14 protein-coding genes and 2 pseudogenes are annotated in these 15,488 nt (G+C 70.1%); 7 read left to right on the forward strand and 9 right to left on the reverse strand.

Annotated features, from left to right (window positions below; translation table 11 throughout):
- Together Y694_RS14035 and Y694_RS14040 are read right to left on the reverse strand one after the other, a co-directional pair.
- The coding region (locus Y694_RS14035) for an MFS transporter (RefSeq protein WP_036233465.1) at window positions 1–506 on the reverse strand (506 nt) is incomplete at its 3' end.
- Window positions 499–975: a MarR family winged helix-turn-helix transcriptional regulator gene (locus Y694_RS14040; protein WP_011830505.1), complete on the reverse strand. Its 477-nt coding sequence runs from the start codon at window positions 973–975 to the stop codon at window positions 499–501. The genes Y694_RS14035 and Y694_RS14040, both read right to left, overlap by 8 nt.
- Window positions 976–1,025: 50 nt before the next feature.
- Between Y694_RS14040 and Y694_RS14045 the strand changes: the two genes are divergently transcribed.
- From Y694_RS14045 to Y694_RS14060, 4 genes are all read left to right on the forward strand, one after another.
- Window positions 1,026–1,583: a PaaI family thioesterase gene (locus tag Y694_RS14045; protein WP_036233486.1), complete on the forward strand. Its 558-nt coding sequence runs from the start codon at window positions 1,026–1,028 to the stop codon at window positions 1,581–1,583.
- Complete coding sequence (gloA, locus tag Y694_RS14050) at window positions 1,580–1,975, forward strand: lactoylglutathione lyase (RefSeq protein WP_011830507.1); 396 nt, start codon at window positions 1,580–1,582, stop codon at window positions 1,973–1,975. Before Y694_RS14045 ends, gloA begins: the two co-directional genes overlap by 4 nt.
- Window positions 1,976–2,063: 88 nt before the next feature.
- On the forward strand, window positions 2,064–2,720 hold the full coding sequence (locus tag Y694_RS14055; RefSeq protein WP_036233471.1) for a gamma-glutamylcyclotransferase: 657 nt from the start codon (window positions 2,064–2,066) through the stop codon (window positions 2,718–2,720).
- A gap of 97 nt (window positions 2,721–2,817) precedes the next feature.
- Entirely contained in the window at window positions 2,818–3,999 is a 1,182-nt protein-coding gene (locus tag Y694_RS14060) for an AI-2E family transporter (RefSeq protein ID WP_049820826.1), read from the forward strand.
- A gap of 32 nt (window positions 4,000–4,031) precedes the next feature.
- Here the strand turns inward: Y694_RS14060 and Y694_RS14065 are convergent, their stop codons facing one another.
- The 3 genes and pseudogenes from Y694_RS14065 to Y694_RS14075 form a co-directional block, all read right to left on the reverse strand.
- Complete coding sequence (locus Y694_RS14065) at window positions 4,032–4,664, reverse strand: nucleotidyltransferase family protein (protein ID WP_051495789.1); 633 nt, start codon at window positions 4,662–4,664, stop codon at window positions 4,032–4,034.
- A gap of 235 nt (window positions 4,665–4,899) precedes the next feature.
- Window positions 4,900–7,118, reverse strand: a pseudogene (locus tag Y694_RS14070) (molybdopterin cofactor-binding domain-containing protein); the annotation flags it as partial.
- Between the two features lie 39 nt (window positions 7,119–7,157).
- Window positions 7,158–7,619 carry a (2Fe-2S)-binding protein gene (locus Y694_RS14075; protein WP_011830512.1) on the reverse strand — a complete coding sequence of 154 codons (462 nt, stop codon included), beginning with the start codon at window positions 7,617–7,619 and terminating at the stop codon, window positions 7,158–7,160.
- A 127-nt stretch (window positions 7,620–7,746) separates the two neighbouring features.
- Between Y694_RS14075 and pdxH the strand changes: the two genes are divergently transcribed.
- Window positions 7,747–8,388 (forward strand): pyridoxamine 5'-phosphate oxidase, encoded by a 642-nt coding sequence (gene pdxH / locus Y694_RS14080; protein ID WP_036233478.1) that lies wholly within the window; start codon window positions 7,747–7,749, stop codon window positions 8,386–8,388.
- Window positions 8,389–8,401: 13 nt separating this feature from the next.
- On the opposite strand, the gene Y694_RS26795 is transcribed toward pdxH, so the two are convergent.
- The 3 genes and pseudogenes from Y694_RS26795 to msrA all read right to left on the reverse strand — a co-directional run bounded on the left by Y694_RS26795 (window position 8,402) and on the right by msrA (window position 11,611).
- The gene (locus tag Y694_RS26795; protein WP_310732254.1) at window positions 8,402–10,405 is read right to left on the reverse strand and encodes a TonB-dependent receptor domain-containing protein; all 2,004 of its coding nucleotides are present in this window, start codon (window positions 10,403–10,405) and stop codon (window positions 8,402–8,404) included.
- Between the two features lie 198 nt (window positions 10,406–10,603).
- Window positions 10,604–11,008 (reverse strand): hypothetical protein, encoded by a 405-nt coding sequence (locus Y694_RS14090; protein WP_152543562.1) that lies wholly within the window; start codon window positions 11,006–11,008, stop codon window positions 10,604–10,606.
- 55 nt (window positions 11,009–11,063) lie between these two features.
- Window positions 11,064–11,611, reverse strand: a pseudogene (gene msrA, locus Y694_RS14095) (peptide-methionine (S)-S-oxide reductase MsrA).
- Between the two features lie 174 nt (window positions 11,612–11,785).
- Here msrA and Y694_RS14100 point away from each other — a divergent pair.
- Window positions 11,786–12,586, forward strand: a complete 801-nt coding sequence (locus tag Y694_RS14100) for a YdcF family protein (RefSeq protein WP_011830517.1) — start codon at window positions 11,786–11,788, stop codon at window positions 12,584–12,586.
- A 241-nt stretch (window positions 12,587–12,827) separates the two neighbouring features.
- On the opposite strand, the gene Y694_RS14105 is transcribed toward Y694_RS14100, so the two are convergent.
- Window positions 12,828–14,405 (reverse strand): UbiD family decarboxylase, encoded by a 1,578-nt coding sequence (locus Y694_RS14105; RefSeq protein WP_011830518.1) that lies wholly within the window; start codon window positions 14,403–14,405, stop codon window positions 12,828–12,830.
- 202 nt (window positions 14,406–14,607) lie between these two features.
- Between Y694_RS14105 and Y694_RS14110 the strand changes: the two genes are divergently transcribed.
- The coding region (locus tag Y694_RS14110) for a lytic transglycosylase domain-containing protein (RefSeq protein WP_051495788.1) at window positions 14,608–15,488 on the forward strand (881 nt) is incomplete at its 3' end.

Consider the following 15,488-nt stretch of genomic DNA (forward strand, 5'->3'; position numbering starts at 1 on the left):
CCCTGGGCCACCGGCGCGAACACGAACTGCCCGAACGAGCCGCCCGCGTTCACGATGCCGGCCGCCAGGCCGCGGCGGGCCGGCTCGATCAGGCGTGTGGTCGCCGCCATCAGCACCGCCGGCCCGGCCATGCCGGCGCCGCCAGCGGCCAACACACCGATCGAGAGGACGAGGCCCGCCGTCGTGTCCATGTAGGGCGTGATCGCGGTGCCCAGCGTGACCAGCAAGACACCGACGAAGATCACGCGCCCCGCTCCGATGCGGTCGGCCACCATGCCGGCGAAGGGCTGCGTCAGCCCCCACCACAGCTGGCCGCAGGCGAAAGCCAGGCTGATACTTCCGATGCCCAGGCCGGTGTGGGTGTTCAGCGTGCCGAGGAACAGGCCCATCGACTGGCGCACGCCCATCGTCAGCGCGAAGGCGCCGGCCGCGGCCAACAGCACCAGGCCGAGGTGCGGCAGCGCGCGGGGCTGCACGACGGCAGCGGCATTTGCGGCGTCAGGCATCGCTGTCGTCCTCTTCGGCATCGTCGAGCCGGGCCAGGCAGTCGTCGATCAGCGCATGCAGCGCCACCACCTGCGCCGGACCGAGCCGCGCGTTCAGCGCCAGCTGCGCCTGCTTCCAGGCGCGCTGCGCCTCGGCGCGCTTGGCCTGCCCGGACTCGGTGGCCTCGACGAGCCGGCTGCGCGCATCGTCGCCCGGCCCGAGCGCCACCCAGCCCTGCACCAGCAACGGCTGCAGGTTGCGCGTCAGCGTCGAGGCATCCAGGCGCATGTGGCGGGCCAGGTCGCCGGGCCGGATCGGTCCCAGCCGCACCACGTGCGACAGCAGCGAGTACTGCGTGTTCTTCAGCCCGAGCGGCGCCACGTAGGCGTCGTAGTGGCGCGTCACGGCGCGACTGAGCTGCCGCAGCTTCAGGTTGGTGCAGCCCTGCGGGGCGGCGACCGCCGGACGTGAGGGTGGGGGAGGTGTCATGAATTTATTGTAGCTACAATTGTTGTATCTGCAATAAAATGCACGGCACCATGCATCCACCAACCCCCAACGACGACGGCGCGGCCACCCTGGCGCGCTGGCAGGCCGACGAAGCCACCGTCCGCGAACGCAACCCGCGCTACGGCCTGAGCCGACCGGAACAGGTGGCCCCGTTGAGCGGCCAGCAGTTCTTCGACGCCGTGTTCGCTGGCGAGCTGCCGCTGGCACCGATCTTCGAGACCCTGGACTTCGTGCCCATCCACATGGCGCGCGGCGTGGCGGTGTTCCAGGGCCGGCCGCTGGCGCGCCACTACAACCCCATGGGCACGGTGCATGGCGGCTGGTTCGCCACGCTGCTCGACTCGGCCGTGGCGTGCGCAGTGCACACGGCGCTGCCGGCCGGCAAGACCTACACGACGGTGGAGCTGAAGATCAGCCTGGTGAAGGCGCTGACCGCGAAGGTACCGCTGGTACGCGCCGAGGGCCGACTGATCCACCTGGGTCGCAGCCTGGGCACCGCCGACGGCCGCCTGGTCGGCCCCGACGGCACGCTGTACGCTCACGCCTCGACCACCTGCTTCGTCCTCGACCGGCCCCCTTCCCCATGAGACTGCTCCACACCATGTTGCGCGTCGGCGACCTGCCACGCTCGATCGACTTCTACACCCAGGTGCTCGGCATGACGCTGCTGCGCACCACCGAGCGACCGGCGCAGAAGTACAGCCTCGCCTTCCTCGGTTACGGCAGCAACCCCGAGCACGCCGAGATCGAGCTCACGTACAACCACGGTGTCGACCGCTACGAACTCGGCACCGCCTACGGTCACCTCGCGATCGGCGTGCCCGACGTGGCGGCCACCTGCGCCGCGGTGCGCGCGAAGGCACAGGCGCTCGGCGGCGCCATCACCCGCGAGCCCGGTCCGGTGCAGGGGGGCAGCACGGTGATCGCCTTCATCACCGATCCCGACGGCTACAAGATCGAACTGATCGAGCGCGCGTAAATTGGCCGGCTTCGGCGTGGTTTTTCCCGCGATCCGCCGGCCCACCGGCGCTTGACAGGAGCGGGTCTCAGACGGCAATCTTGTTGCCGTGCAGCAAGCCCTGGATTACGACCCCGAGCCCGCCTCCTGCGCCGTCGAATCCGGCGCCGTTTCGGTCGTGCCGCTGCGCGATCCCCAACAGATGCTCGAACGCACGCTGGCCGAGCGGCCGGCGCGACGCGACCTCTGGATCTTCGGCTACGCCTCGTTGATCTGGCGCCCGGAATTCGAGGCCGCCGAACAGCGGCTGGCCCGCGTGCACGGCCAGCACCGTGCCTTCCGCATGCGCTCGCGCATCAACCGCGGCACGCCGGAACGCCCCGGTCTCGTGTGCGCCCTGGTGCCGGGCGGCTCCTGCTCCGGTATGGTCTACCGGCTCGAGCCGTCGCGGGCCGACGCGGAACTGCGCCGCCTGTGGGACCGCGAGATGTTCTCCGGCGTCTACGATCCGAAATGGCTGCAGTGCCAGACCGCCCATGGTCAGGTCACGGCGCTGGCGTTCACCCTCAGCAAGCGCAGCCCCAACTACATCGGCGAGCTGGATGACGACACGCTGATCGGCATCCTGCGCCATGCGCGCGGCCGCTTCGGCAGCACGCTCGACTACCTGGTCGAAACAGCGGCCTGCCTGCGTCGCTGCGGTATCCGCGACCTCGCGATCGAGCGCCAGGTGGCGCTGGCGCAGCGCGCCGGCCTCACGGCGTAGACCGGCCCCGGCTGCCGCCGTTCGAGCCCGCGGGCCGGACGCAGGCCGAGGGTGCATCATCGTGGCCCCGCAGGCACTGCGTACCGGCCCTTCTTCGATGCAACACGAACCCGCGATCGACGACACCCGTCCGACCGATCAAGTGCCTGCGGCGGCGAGCGCAGACGAGCCGCATCCCGTGCTGTTGCAAATGCCGATCGGCGTGCGCAGCCTTTCGCTCGCCGTGCTGGCGGTGCTGGCGTGCCTGGTCGCGCTGCGTTGGGCCAGCGCGGTGTTCATCCCGCTGTTGCTGGGGCTGATGTTCAGCTACGCGCTGTCGCCGATCGTCGATCGGATGGTGCGTTGGCGCATTCCGCGCTCGCTGGCCGCGGCGGTACTGCTGCTGGCCATCCTCGCCGGTGCCGGCTCGACCGCCTACTCGCTCGGCGACGACGCCAGCGAGCTGATCGAGAGCCTGCCGGCCGCCGCCCAGAAGCTGCGCCAAGCCGTGAGGGCGGCTCGCAACGAGCCGACCAGCAAGATGGAGACGATGCAGAAGGCCGTCACCCAGCTCGAGCAGGCCGCCGAGGAGGCCGCCTCCTCGGCGGCGGGCCAGCGCGGGGTGCAACGGGTGCAGATCGAGCCGCGCAAGTTCAGCATCCGGGACTACCTGTGGAGCAGCACGCTGGGCCTGGCTTGGCTGATCGGGCAGGCTACCGTCGTCTGCTTCATCACCTACTTCCTGATCGCGTCGGGCAACAGCTTTCGCCGCAAGATGGTGAAGATCGCGGGTCCGACCTTCGCGCAACGGCGCGTCACGGTGGAGGCACTGGACGAGATCACCGAGCAGATCCAGCGCTACCTCCTGGTGCAATTGCTCATCAGCGCCCTGGTCGGCGTGGCGACCTGGCTCGCCTTCCTCTGGATCGGCCTGGAGCACGCCGCCGTCTGGGGCATCGTGGCCGCGGTACTGAACCTCGTACCCTACATCGGCTCGATCGCGGTCACCGTCGGCTCGGCCCTGGTCGCCTTCCTGCAGTTCGGCACGCTCGACATGGCGCTGGTGGTGGGCGGCGTTTCGCTGGTGCTCCACTGCATCAGCGGCTACCTGATCACGCCCTGGCTGACCAGCCGCACCAGCCGCATGAGCCCGGTGGTGGTGTTCGTGGGCGTGCTGGCCTGGGGCTGGCTGTGGGGCATCTGGGGGCTGCTGCTCGGCGTGCCGATCCTGATGGCCGTCAAGGCCGTGTGCGACCGCGTCGAGGACCTCAAGCCGCTCGGAGAACTGCTGGGCGACTAGCCGCGACCGCGCACGCGGCGGTGACCGCAGGGTCAGTCCACCGCAGCTTCGCCGGCGTGCGCAGCGTGCAGACCGCGCAGCCTCTCCAGATCCTGCTCGGTGTCCACGTCGAGCAGCACGCCGCCGTCAGGCACCTCGACCCCGAAAGCCGGATAGCGCGCCACCAGACGCCGTGCGCCCTCGTCGCCGCTGAGCCGCGCCAGTTCGGAGTACAGCTCGGCGGCGAACGCCACCGGATGGCCGCGCCGCCCGCGGTGCTGGGCATACACCACCGGGTGGTGCGGCATCGCGGCCGCCACGGCGCGCAGGGTGGCGGGCTGCACCAGCGGCATGTCACCGGGCAGCACCATCCAGCCGCTGGCATTCGAGCGGGCGGTGACGCCAGCGGCGATCGAGTCCCCCATGCCGAACGGCTGTTCGTCGCCGTTGCCCGGCAGAACGACCACATCGCGTGCCGCGATGGTGGCGGTGACGCGAGCCTGCAGCGCCTCGGTCGTCACCACGACCACCGGCAGGCGGCTCTGGATCACGTGCGCGAGCGTCGTCTCGAGCACCGTCGAGTCGCCGAACGGCTGCTCGAGCTTGTGAGCACGTGCGCTGCGCCCACTGCGGAAGCGCACGCCGCGCCCTGCCGCCAACACCACCACCACCGGCCCTTGTCGCACCGACATCCCCCCAGCTTGCGTTTTGCCGTCGCCAGCATTGGCGCGGCCTGTCTTGCGATCAAACCGCGACCCCGTGCAATCCGGAAGTGGGAGCTCTACCTAAGGCCTCACCCGCGGCCGGCGCGCCAGAGTGCTCCACCCGGCGCGTCTCGGCGCTCCACGCCCGGCCGACCCGGGGGCTAACCCGGACGCTTGAACGCCCACCCAGAAGGTAATCGGCCTTGCGTGCTGCTTGTCAGGCCAGTGCCTCGAAAGGCAGCTTGCGCAGGCGCTTGCCGGTCAGCGCAGCGACGGCATTGGCCACCGCCGGCGCGATCGGCGGCACGCCGGGTTCGCCCAGGCCGGTGGGTGGATCGTTGCTCGGCACGAAATGCACCGCCACCGGCGGCGCATCCGTGATGCGCGGTGGTGCGAAGTCGCTGAACTGGCTCTGCTCCACCACCCCGTCCTTCAGCGTGATCGCGAAGCCCGGCTGGATCATCGACAGGCCGAACACCGCGCCGCCCTGGATCTGCGCCTCGGCCGCCGTCGGGTTGACGACCTGGTTGGCATGCACGCCGGCCGTGACCGCATGCACCTTCGGTCGGCCGTCGATGAGGGACACGTCGACCACGTAGGCCACCACCGAGCCGAAGGACTCGTGCACCGCCACACCCCAGGCATGGCCGGCCGGGAGGGACTTGCCGTAGCCCGACTTGTCGACCGCGAGCTTCAGTGCGGCCACGTGGCGCGCGTGCTTCTTCGGGTCGAGCTTCGCGAGCCGCCAGGCCACCGGATCCTGGCCCGCCGCACGCGCCACCTCATCGGCCAGCGTCTCCATCACGAAGCCGGTGTGGGTGTGGCCGACCGAGCGCCACCACAGCACCGGCACTGCGACGTCCGGGTGCGTGGCGCGCAGCCGCATCGGCATCCCATAGGTGTTCTCGACCACACCCTCGGTCATCGTGTGGTCGATGCCGTCCTTGACCAGGAAGGACTCGAACGGCGTGCCTTTCACCAGCGACTGGCCGACGATCACGTGATCCCAGCCCTGCACCTGCCCCTGCGCGCCGAGCGCGATGTCGACACGGTGCAGGTGAGCCGGCCGGTAGTAGCCGCCCTTGATGTCGTCCTCGCGGCTCCACATCACCATCAACGGCGATTTCGGATCCTTGGCGTGCCAGGCCTTGGCGATGCCGGCGGCCTCGCGCAGGTAGTCCGAGCTCGGGACCGCGCGCCGCCCGAAGCCGCCGCCGGCCGGCAGCGTGTTCAGCGTCACCTGCTCGGGCTTGAGGCCCAGCGTCTGCGCGATCGCCGTCTGGTCGACGGTCTGGAACTGCGTGCCCGCCCACACGGTGGCGCGATCGGCCTTCAGTTCGAAGGTCGCGTTCAGCGGTTCCATCGGCGCGTGTGCGAGGTAGGGGAATTCGTACTCGGCGCTGATCTTCTTCGGCGCCGCCTTCGCGGCGGCCTCGATCGCGGCGCCGTCACCGGCGAGAGCCGTGAGCTTCGGCGCCTTGGCCTCGTCGCGGTACTGGGCCAGCAGCTTGTCGCTGCTGACCGTGCCGCCGACACCGGCCTTCCATTTCACCTGCAACGCCTCGCGGCCCTGCTTGGCGGGCCAGTAGCCGTCGGCGATGACGGCCAAGCCCGTGCCGCCGCGGTCGGTCGACACCTGGAACACGTCGATCACGCCCTTGATGGCCTTCGCCTTGCTCGCGTCGAAGCTCTCGACCTGGCCACCGAAGGTCGGCGCCCGCTGCAGCAGCGCGACCTTCATGCCCGGCAGGCGGTGGTCGATGCCGTAGCGCTTCTTGCCTGACACGGAGGCGACCGCGTCGATGCGGCCCTTGCCGTGGCCGATGATGCGGTAGTCGGCCGGCGCCTTCAGCGCCACGCTCGACGGCACCGGCTGCTTCGCCGCCGCGGCAGCCAGCGAGGCGTAGGTCGCCCGCTTGCTGCCATGGCGCACCACGCCGGCCTCGGTACTGCAGGCCTCCGCCGGCACCTTCCACTGCGCGGCGGCCGCTGCGACCAGCATCATGCGGGTGGCCGCGCCGACCTGACGGTACTGCAGCCAGGAGTTCGGCACCGCGCTGGAGCCGCCGGTCATCTGGATGCCGAACAGCGGGTCCTTGTAGGCCTCGCCTGCCGGCGCGAGGCTGGCGCGCACGTGCTTCCAGTCGACGTCGAGCTCCTCGGCCACCAGCATCGGCAGCGCGGTCAGCGCGCCCTGGCCGAAGTCGAGCCGGTTGACGCGGATCTCCACCGTGTTGTCGGGATAGATCTTGATGAAGGGGCTGGGGTCGACCGGCTTCTTCGGCGCGGCGGGCGCGCCCTCCTCGGCCGCCAGCGCGGCCGGTGCCGACCAGGTGACGGCCAGCCCGCCGCCGCCGAGCGCGCTGAGCTTGAGGAGCCACGGCGGTCGAATTCGCCGGAGCGGGCGTCGGTATCGGGGGCCGGCGACTGGCCGGCGAGGCGTTGGCGACGAGTGCGAAGTCCATCGGGGCGTCCTCAGGCGATGCGCTTCGCGGCGTCATGGATGGCGGCGCGGATGCGTTGGTAGGTGCCGCAACGGCAGATGTTGCCGGCCATCGCGGCGTCGATGTCGGCGTCGCTCGGCGCCTTGTTGCTCTTCAGCAGACCGGTCGCGCTCATGATCTGGCCACTCTGACAGTAGCCGCACTGGGCGACGTCGTGCTCGATCCAGGCCGCCTGCACCGCCTTGCCGACCTTGTCGTTGCCGACGGCCTCGATCGTCGTGACCTTCTTGCCCGCGACCATCGACACCGGCGTGATGCACGAGCGCGTGGGCTGCCCGTCCACGTGGACGGTACAGGCGCCGCAGGCGGCGATGCCGCAGCCGAACTTGGTGCCTGTCATCGCCAGATCGTCGCGCAAGGTCCACAGCAAGGGAGTGGCCGGGTCGACATCGACGCTGGTCGCCTTGCCGTTCAGTGTGAAGCGCGTGCTCATGGTTTCTCCCGATTCTGGAAGTCACGGACTGTGCTCCGTGATGCCGGACGCATCGCGGCGGTGCGCGGAATCCTGACCGAAAGTCAGGGCCAAGTTGGCCTTCCGCCAGCCGCCTACACTTTTATGCATGCGCCCCGACATTGCCGACCTCCGCAAGAGCTACGAACAGGGTGAACTCGACGAAGCCCATTCGGCCGCCGACCCGCTGCAGCAGTTCGAGCAGTGGCTCGATCAGGCGCTGAAGGCCGAGCTGCCCGAGCCCAACGCGATGACGCTCGCCACGGTCGGCGCCGACGGCCGCCCGTCGACGCGCGTCGTGCTGATCAAGGGCTGCGACGCGCGCGGCATCGTCTGGTACACCAACTACGAGAGCCGCAAGGGCCGCGAACTGGCCGCACACCCGTTCGCGGCGCTGCAGTTCCACTGGGTCGATCTCGAGCGCGTGGTGCGCATCGAAGGCCGGGTCGAGAAGGTCAGCGACACCGAGTCGGACGCCTACTACCGCTCCCGACCGCTCGACTCGCGCCTCGGCGCCTGGGCCTCGCCGCAGAGCCAGGTGATCGCGTCGCGGGCGGTGCTGGTGGCCAACGCGGCGAAGGTCGGCGCGCAGTTCCTGCTGAACCCGCCGCGCCCGCCGCACTGGGGCGGCTTCCGGCTGCTGCCGGACCGCTGGGAGTTCTGGCAGGGCCGCAAGAGCCGCCTGCACGACCGGCTGCGCTACACGCAGCAGCCCACCGGGGGCTGGCTGCGAGAGCGCCTGGCGCCATAGCGCCAGGCACACATCAGAACGCGACGCGCAAACCGGCGCTGAGGCTGCGTCCCGGCAGTGGCGCCAGATCGCGCACCGTCGCCACCGAGCCGGCGTTGTAGGCCAGCCGGTCGGTCAGGTTGTCGAGCTTGACGAAGAACAGCGCATCGTTGCCGTCCCAGGCCAGCCGCTTGCTGAGGGCCAGGTTGATCAGCGTATAGCCGGCGGTGGGCTCGTCGTCGTCCGGCACGCGGTCCTGCTTCTGCGCACGCACCACCTCGCCGCGCAGCGTCCAGCCCTCGAGCCCATAGGCCGCGCCGATCTTGACGCGCAGCGGCGCGATGCGCGGCAGCGGCTCGCCGGTGCTGCGGTTGGTGGCTCTTACCGCATCGAGCTGCGCCTCCAGATCGACCGTCCGGGCGCCTTCCAGCACGCGCCAGGCGCCTTCCAGTTCGAAGCCGCTGAGCCGCGCCTTGACGCCCTGGAAGGCGTAGACCGGGAAGGCCTCGCCTTCGTCGTTGACGAAGTCCGGTTCACCGGTGCGCAGCAGCGCGATGTAGTTCGAGAAGTTGCTGACGAAGGCGCCGGCCCGCAGTCGGTCGTGCCCGGACTTCCACTCCAGTGCCAAGTCGAGGTTGCTGCCTTTCTCCTTGCCCAGTTCCGCATCACCGCGCTCGAAGGCGGCGGTGGCGATGTGCACGCCGTTGGCGAACAGCTCGTAGTTGGTCGGCGCGCGCTCGGTGTAGGTCAGGTTGCCGTTGAGCTGCCAGCCGCTGCCGAAGGCCGGGGCCAGGTCCCACACGCCGCCGACGGCCGCGCTGCCGGCCGTGTAGCGGCGGCTCAGCGCATCGCCGAACTTCGGGTCGGCGGCGCCCGCGTCGCCTTCGGACTCGATGCGATGGCGCTCGACCCGCGCGCCGAAGCTGAGGCGCGAGGCGCCTTGCAGCTTCAGCTCCTCGTGCGCGAACAGCGCGAGCTGATCGCTGGTGGTGCTGGGCACGAAGGCCTCTTCGCCCAGCGCCTCGAACCTGGCGTGCTCGGCCTGCAGGCCGAACACGCCCTTCAGGTCACCGAGCGGCGCGTGCTCGAACTCCAGCCGGCCGTCGCTGCCCTTGTTCTTGAAGGTGGTGCCCACCTCGCCGGTTCCTTCGACCTCCTGGTGCTGGTAGTCGGTGGCCTGCAGGCGCGCGCGCACGCTGCGGATCGGGCCGCCCAGGTCGCGCCACTCACCGGCCAGCGCGAACTTGTCGCGCCGCATGCGGATCAGCACGTCGTCCTCGGCCACGATGCCGTAGTCGTTGCGGTAGGTGTCGACCGACGCGCCCAGGTAGCCATGGTCCCACTGCATCGACGCACCGAGGGCGCCGCCCTTGGCATCGCTGGCCGAGTTGACGATGCGGTCGCGCCGCTCGGTGCCGCCGCCGTCGACGGGGCGGTCGAAATCGGGCACGCGCAGGTCGTCGGTCTTGCGTGCGAACACGTCGGCGTGGATCGCCAGGCCGTTGCCGCCGGCCTCGACCAGCGCGCCGGCCGAGCGCTCGCGGGCTGCGCCGCCGCCGCGCAGTTCGAGCGCACCGCCCACGCCGTCGATCGCGGCCTTGGGGATACGGTTGTCGATCGCATTGACCACACCGCCGACGGCGCTGCCGCCGTACAGCAGTGCGGCCGGGCCGCGCAGCACCTCCAGCCGTTCGACCACCAGCGGATCGATCGGCACCGCGTGGTCGAAGCTCAGCGCCGAGGCATCGAGCGTCGCCCCCGCGTTGTTGAGCACGCGGATGCGGTCGCCGTCCTGGCCTCGGATCACCGGCCGGTTGGCGTTGGGGCCGAAGTAGCTGGACGAGACGCCGGGCAGGCCCGACAGCGTCTCGCCCAGGCTGCTGCCGCGCCGGAGCACGAGGCCCGGACCGGCGAGCACGCTGTTGGGGGTGGCGATGCCGTCGCTGTCGAGCGGGTTGCCAGTGACGACCACTGGCGGCAGCGTCGTGTCCGGAGGCGGCGCGGTTTGCGCCAGCGCCAGCAGCGGCGTGCCGAGCAACGGAAGAAGGGCGGCGCGAAGCGCCTGGGAGGGGGAGCTGGGTGACGAGCGCATGCGTAGGCCCGCGAGACGCGGGCTCCATTCAGAAAGACGGGAATGAACAGCGCCGGGGCGGACCGCAGCCCGAACCGAAGCGCCGGTGGCGCAGGGCCGTTCTCAGCGGCCACGGCCGCGGACGGACACCCTGCGAACGATCGATCAGGCGATCGTCGTCGGCGGCGCGCGGGCGCGGTAGGCGAGCCGGACGGTGCCCGAGGGCAGCGTCGGCACCGGTGCCGCGAGATGGCTCGGTGGCAGCGCCGGTACGGCATCGACGCCGCCGGCGGAGGCCGCATCGCCCAGCGAGAGCTGGTCATAGAGATGACAGGCCGGCGTGCCGCGCTCGTGGCCGAACAGCGCCTCGATGCCATGCGCCGCGAATTCCCCGCCATGCACCCGGTCTTGCGCCGACGCGAGGGCGAGTGCGGCGCCCGTGCCGGGCATCGCCCCGTGCACGCTGCGGTGGGCCAGCCCCAGCACCTGAGCCCACAGCAGCGACGCGCACAGCAGCACTCCGAGCCAGAGGCGCGGGGCGGCAGGTGAACGGCGAGCGCGGGCTTTCACGGGGGCAAGGGGCCGGAGCAGCAAAGGCCCGCCAGTATGCGGCAGGCGCCCTGGATCAAACCTTGCGGCGCGACGCGAAGGTCTTCCGGAACTTCTCCACCTTGGGCGCGACCACGAAGGCGCAGTAGCCCTGCCCCGGGTGCTGGACGAAGTAGTTCTGGTGATAGGCCTCGGCCGGCCAGTAGTTGAGCTCCGGCTTCACCTCGGTCACCACCTTGCCGCGCACGCCGCCGCTGGCCTGCAGCTCGGCAATGACCTCGTGCGCGATGCGCGCCTGCTCGTCGCTGTGCGTGTAGATGCCCGAGCGGTACTGCGTGCCGACGTCGTTGCTTGGCGGTTGGGTGTGGTCGGGTCGTGCACGACGAAGAAGATCTCCAGCAGCTCGCGAAAGCCGATGCGCTGCGGATCGAACTGCACGCGGATCACCTCGGCGTGGCCAGTCTCGCCGCCGCAGACCTGCTCGTAGCTGGGGTCGTTCACGTGGCCGTTGCTGTAGCCGGACTCGACGGCGACGACGCCGTCGACCTCCTGGAACACGGCCTCGGTGCACCAGAAGCAGCCGCCGCCCAGGGTGGCAGTCTCGAGATTCGCGGAGGTGTTCATGGCTGGACTTCCTTGCAGATCGGCACGCCCCAGAGCGGAGCGCGGGGGAACGGTTGGGGGTGGCGCGTGACAAATGCCCGAACCGCAGCACTAAGACAAACCCCGGCCATCATGCCGCAGAGCGGCGCTGCCTCGGCTCTCCACAATGCGTCGTTCCGACCAACGACAACTTACATGACCGGACTCGAACCCTTCAAGCCCCTGCTCACCGCGCTGGCGCTGCCACCGGTGCCCTGGCTGCTGCTGATGCTGCTCGGTGGACGCTTGATGCTCTGGCGCCCGCGCGTCGGCCTGCTGCTGTTGCTGCTGGGTGCAGCCCTCATCTGGCTGAGCGCCTGCCAGGGCAGCGCCCACTGGCTGCAGTCGACCCTGCTGCCGGCTCCGCCGCCGCTGAGCGATGCCGATATCAGCGGCCTGAAGCCGCCCAAGGCCGAGCCCGCGCCGACGACCGCGATCCTGGTGATCGGCGGCGGGCGCATCCCGCGCGCACCGGAGTCCGGCACGGCCGACCTGCAACCTGCCTCGCTGGAGCGCCTGCGCTATGCGGTGCGGCTGTCGCGCCAGACCGGCCTGCCCCTGGCCTTCAGCGGCGGCCTCGGCTGGGGCCAGCACGACGACGGCGGCCTGTCGGAAGCCGAGATCGCGCAACGCATCGCCGAGCGCGACTTCCTGAGACCGATCAAATGGGTAGAGACCGCCTCGCGCGACACACGCGAGAACGCGCGGCTGAGCGTGAAGCAGCTGCACACCGCCGGCGTGCGCCACATCGTGCTGGTGACGCACGCCTGGCACATGCCGCGCGCGCTGCGCGCCTTCCGGCAGGAGGCCGGTGAGTCGATGCAGATCACCGCCGCACCGATGGGCTATTTCGTGCCGGCCGACCGCGGCGTGCTCGAGTGGCTGCCGAGCAGCGCCGGATTCGGGGAAGTGCGCGTGGTGCTGCGCGAACTGCTGGCGCGCGGCGTCGGCTACTAGATCAGGACGCCAAAAAGCAGAAACCCCTCTCAACCATCACGGCGAGAGGGGTTAGGTGGCAGCACCACCTTTGGAGATCCGGAGGAATAGGGTCCGGGGCTCCTGGTACGCAGAGACTGCGTCCTGAGATTTACCTGCGTTGCAGGCCCCTGAAGACTAGGCGCCCGGCGGGCTGGATGCAAACCGCGAGGCTCTATGACTCGGGCGCTCCTGATTGCCGCCCGATGGCCCGTGGGCTTCCTCAGCGCGAGCCGGTCGCCGGCATCAACGCCTCGACGATGGCCGCTACCCGCTGCTCGACCGCTGCATCCATCCGGATCGGCCGGCCCCATTCGCGCGCAGTCTCGCCGGGCCACTTGCTGGTGGCGTCCAGCCCCATCTTGCCGCCCAGGCCCGAGACCGGCGAGGCGAAGTCCAGGTAGTCGATCGGCGTCTGGTCGACCAGCGTGGTGTCGCGCACCGGGTCCATGCGCGTGGTGATCGCCCAGATCACGTCCTGCCAGCTGCGGATGTCGACGTCGTCGTCGGTGACGACGATGAACTTGGTGTACATGAATTGGCGCAGGAAGCTCCACACGCCGAACATCACCCGCTTGGCGTGGCCGGGGTAGCTCTTCCTGATGCTGATGATCGCCATCCGGTAGCTGCAGCCTTCGGGTGGCAGATAGAAGTCGGTGATCTCCGGAAACTGCTTTTGCAGGAGGGGCACGAACACCTCGTTCAGCGCCACGCCCAGCACGGCGGGCTCGTCGGGCGGCTTGCCGGTGTAGGTGGAGTGATAGATCGGATCGCGGCGGTGGGTGATCCGGTCGACCTGGAACACCGGGAACCAGTCCTGCTCGTTGTAATAGCCGGTGTGGTCGCCGAACGGGCCTTCGAGCGCATGCAGGTAGCCGCCGCGTTCTTCCAGCGGCACGCCGTGGGCGCTGGTGCCCCGGTACCCCGGTGCCGCGACCGGGATGTGCCCCTCCAGAACGAACTCGGCGCCGGCCGGGACCTGCAACTTCACATCGCCCTCGCCCACACCCGAATCGACCACCTCGGTCCGGCTGCCGCGCAGCAGGCCGGCGAACTGGTATTCGCTCAGGCTGTCGGGCACCGGCGTCACGGCGCCCAGGATCGTGGCCGGGTCGGCCCCCAACGCCACGGCGATCGGGAAGGGCTGGCCGGGGTGGGCCAGCGCGAAATCGCGGAAGTCGAGCGCGCCACCGCGGTGGGCGAGCCAGCGCATGATGGTCTGCCGCGGCCCGATGACCTGCTGGCGGTAGATGCCCAGGTTCTGGCGGCTGCGCGGTGCCGGCACGGACTGCGGTCCGCGCGTGATCACCAGGCCCCAGGTGATCAACGGACCGGCATCGTCCGGCCAGCAGGTCTGCACCGGCAGCGTGGCGAGGTCGACATCCGCGCCCTCCAGCACCACCTCCTGGCAGGGCGCGCTGCGCACGCGCGCGGGCTTCATGTCCCACAGGGCCTTGCCGAGTTGCACCAGCCGACCGGCGTCCTTCAGGCCCTTCGGCGGCTCCGGCTCCTTCAGGCTGGCGAGCAGACGACCCACTTCGCGCAACTCGGAGGCGTCTGCCGCCCCCATGCCGAGCGCCACCCGGCGCGGGGTGCCGAACAGGTTTGTCAAGACCGGAATTTTGTAACTGACTCGATCCGATACCGGATGTTCGAACAGCAGCGCCGGGCCGGCACGGCGCAAAAGCAAGTCACTGACCGCTGTCATCTCAAGCCGCGTGGAGACTGGCTCCGCGATGCGGCGGACTTCCCCTTGCTGCTCCAGGCCGTTCAAGAACTCGCGCAGATCCCGGTATTTCATACTTAATGGCTATTAAGGATCAGTTTGATAGTCTTGACTGGTTATTTAAAGCCTTCCTACACTCCGGCCCGTTCCCGTGAGGGATAACCCGCCCCGTCGGCGCGGACCCTGAATACAGGGTGGCGCCGACGCGGTGACGGGCGAATTATCGCCGTGGGGTTCGTGCTCGATGCGAAGCCCGGCGCTCTTTGAAAGGAGAGGCATGACAGCACTCCCATCCCACCAGTCGCTGCGCCATCTGGCCGCGGCGCTGGGCCGCCCGGTGGCGGTGTTCTTCAAGGATGCAGGCCACGGCCTGCTCGAGGTCTGCCACAACTCGCTCGCACTGGTGGGCCTGGTGGTGGTGGCCCTGTCGCTGTTCTTCGCCGGCCGTGCCGACCTGCGGCACACGCTGGAAGAGCACGCGCTCGGCTGGTTGCAGAACCGGCAGGTGGCCCGTGTGGAAGCCGACACCTCCCTGGCCGGCCTAGCGGCCGCCCTGGTCGAGCGCGACGCGGTGGCGCGGGCGACCGCGGCCGACCCGAGCAACCTCGACCGCCAGCAGGCCGCGGTGGCGTCCTGGCTGGCGCGCCGCTACCGCGTCGCGCCGGAACCGGTGAGCCGCCTGGTGCAGGAAGCCTGGCAGGTTGGGCAACGGGCCAAGCTCGACCCGACGCTCATCCTGGCGATCATGGCCATCGAGTCGAGCTTCAATCCGTTCGCCCAGAGCCCGGTCGGCGCGCAGGGCCTGATGCAGGTGATGACCCGCGTCCACGACGACAAGTACGAGGCCTTCGGCGGCAACCACGCGGCCTTCGATCCGGTGACCAACCTGCGCGTCGGCGTGCAGGTGCTGAAGGAATGCATCGCGCGCGCCGGCAGCCTGGAGGGCGGCCTGAAGTACTACGTCGGCGCGGCCAACCTCGCCGACGACGGCGGCTACGCCGGCAAGGTGCTGGCCGAGCAGAGCCACCTCCGCTCCGTGGCGGCAGGCCGCAACGTCGCGGTCACGGCTCCGATCATCGTGGCGCCGACGGCTCTGCCGGTCGCGGCACCCGCAGAGGCCGCCGCATCCGCGGCGCCGGCGGCGGCGGCGAGGAGTCG

Source organism: Methylibium sp. T29-B (assembly GCF_000576225.1).
Classification (GTDB): Bacteria; Pseudomonadota; Gammaproteobacteria; order Burkholderiales; family Burkholderiaceae_C; genus Methylibium; species Methylibium petroleiphilum.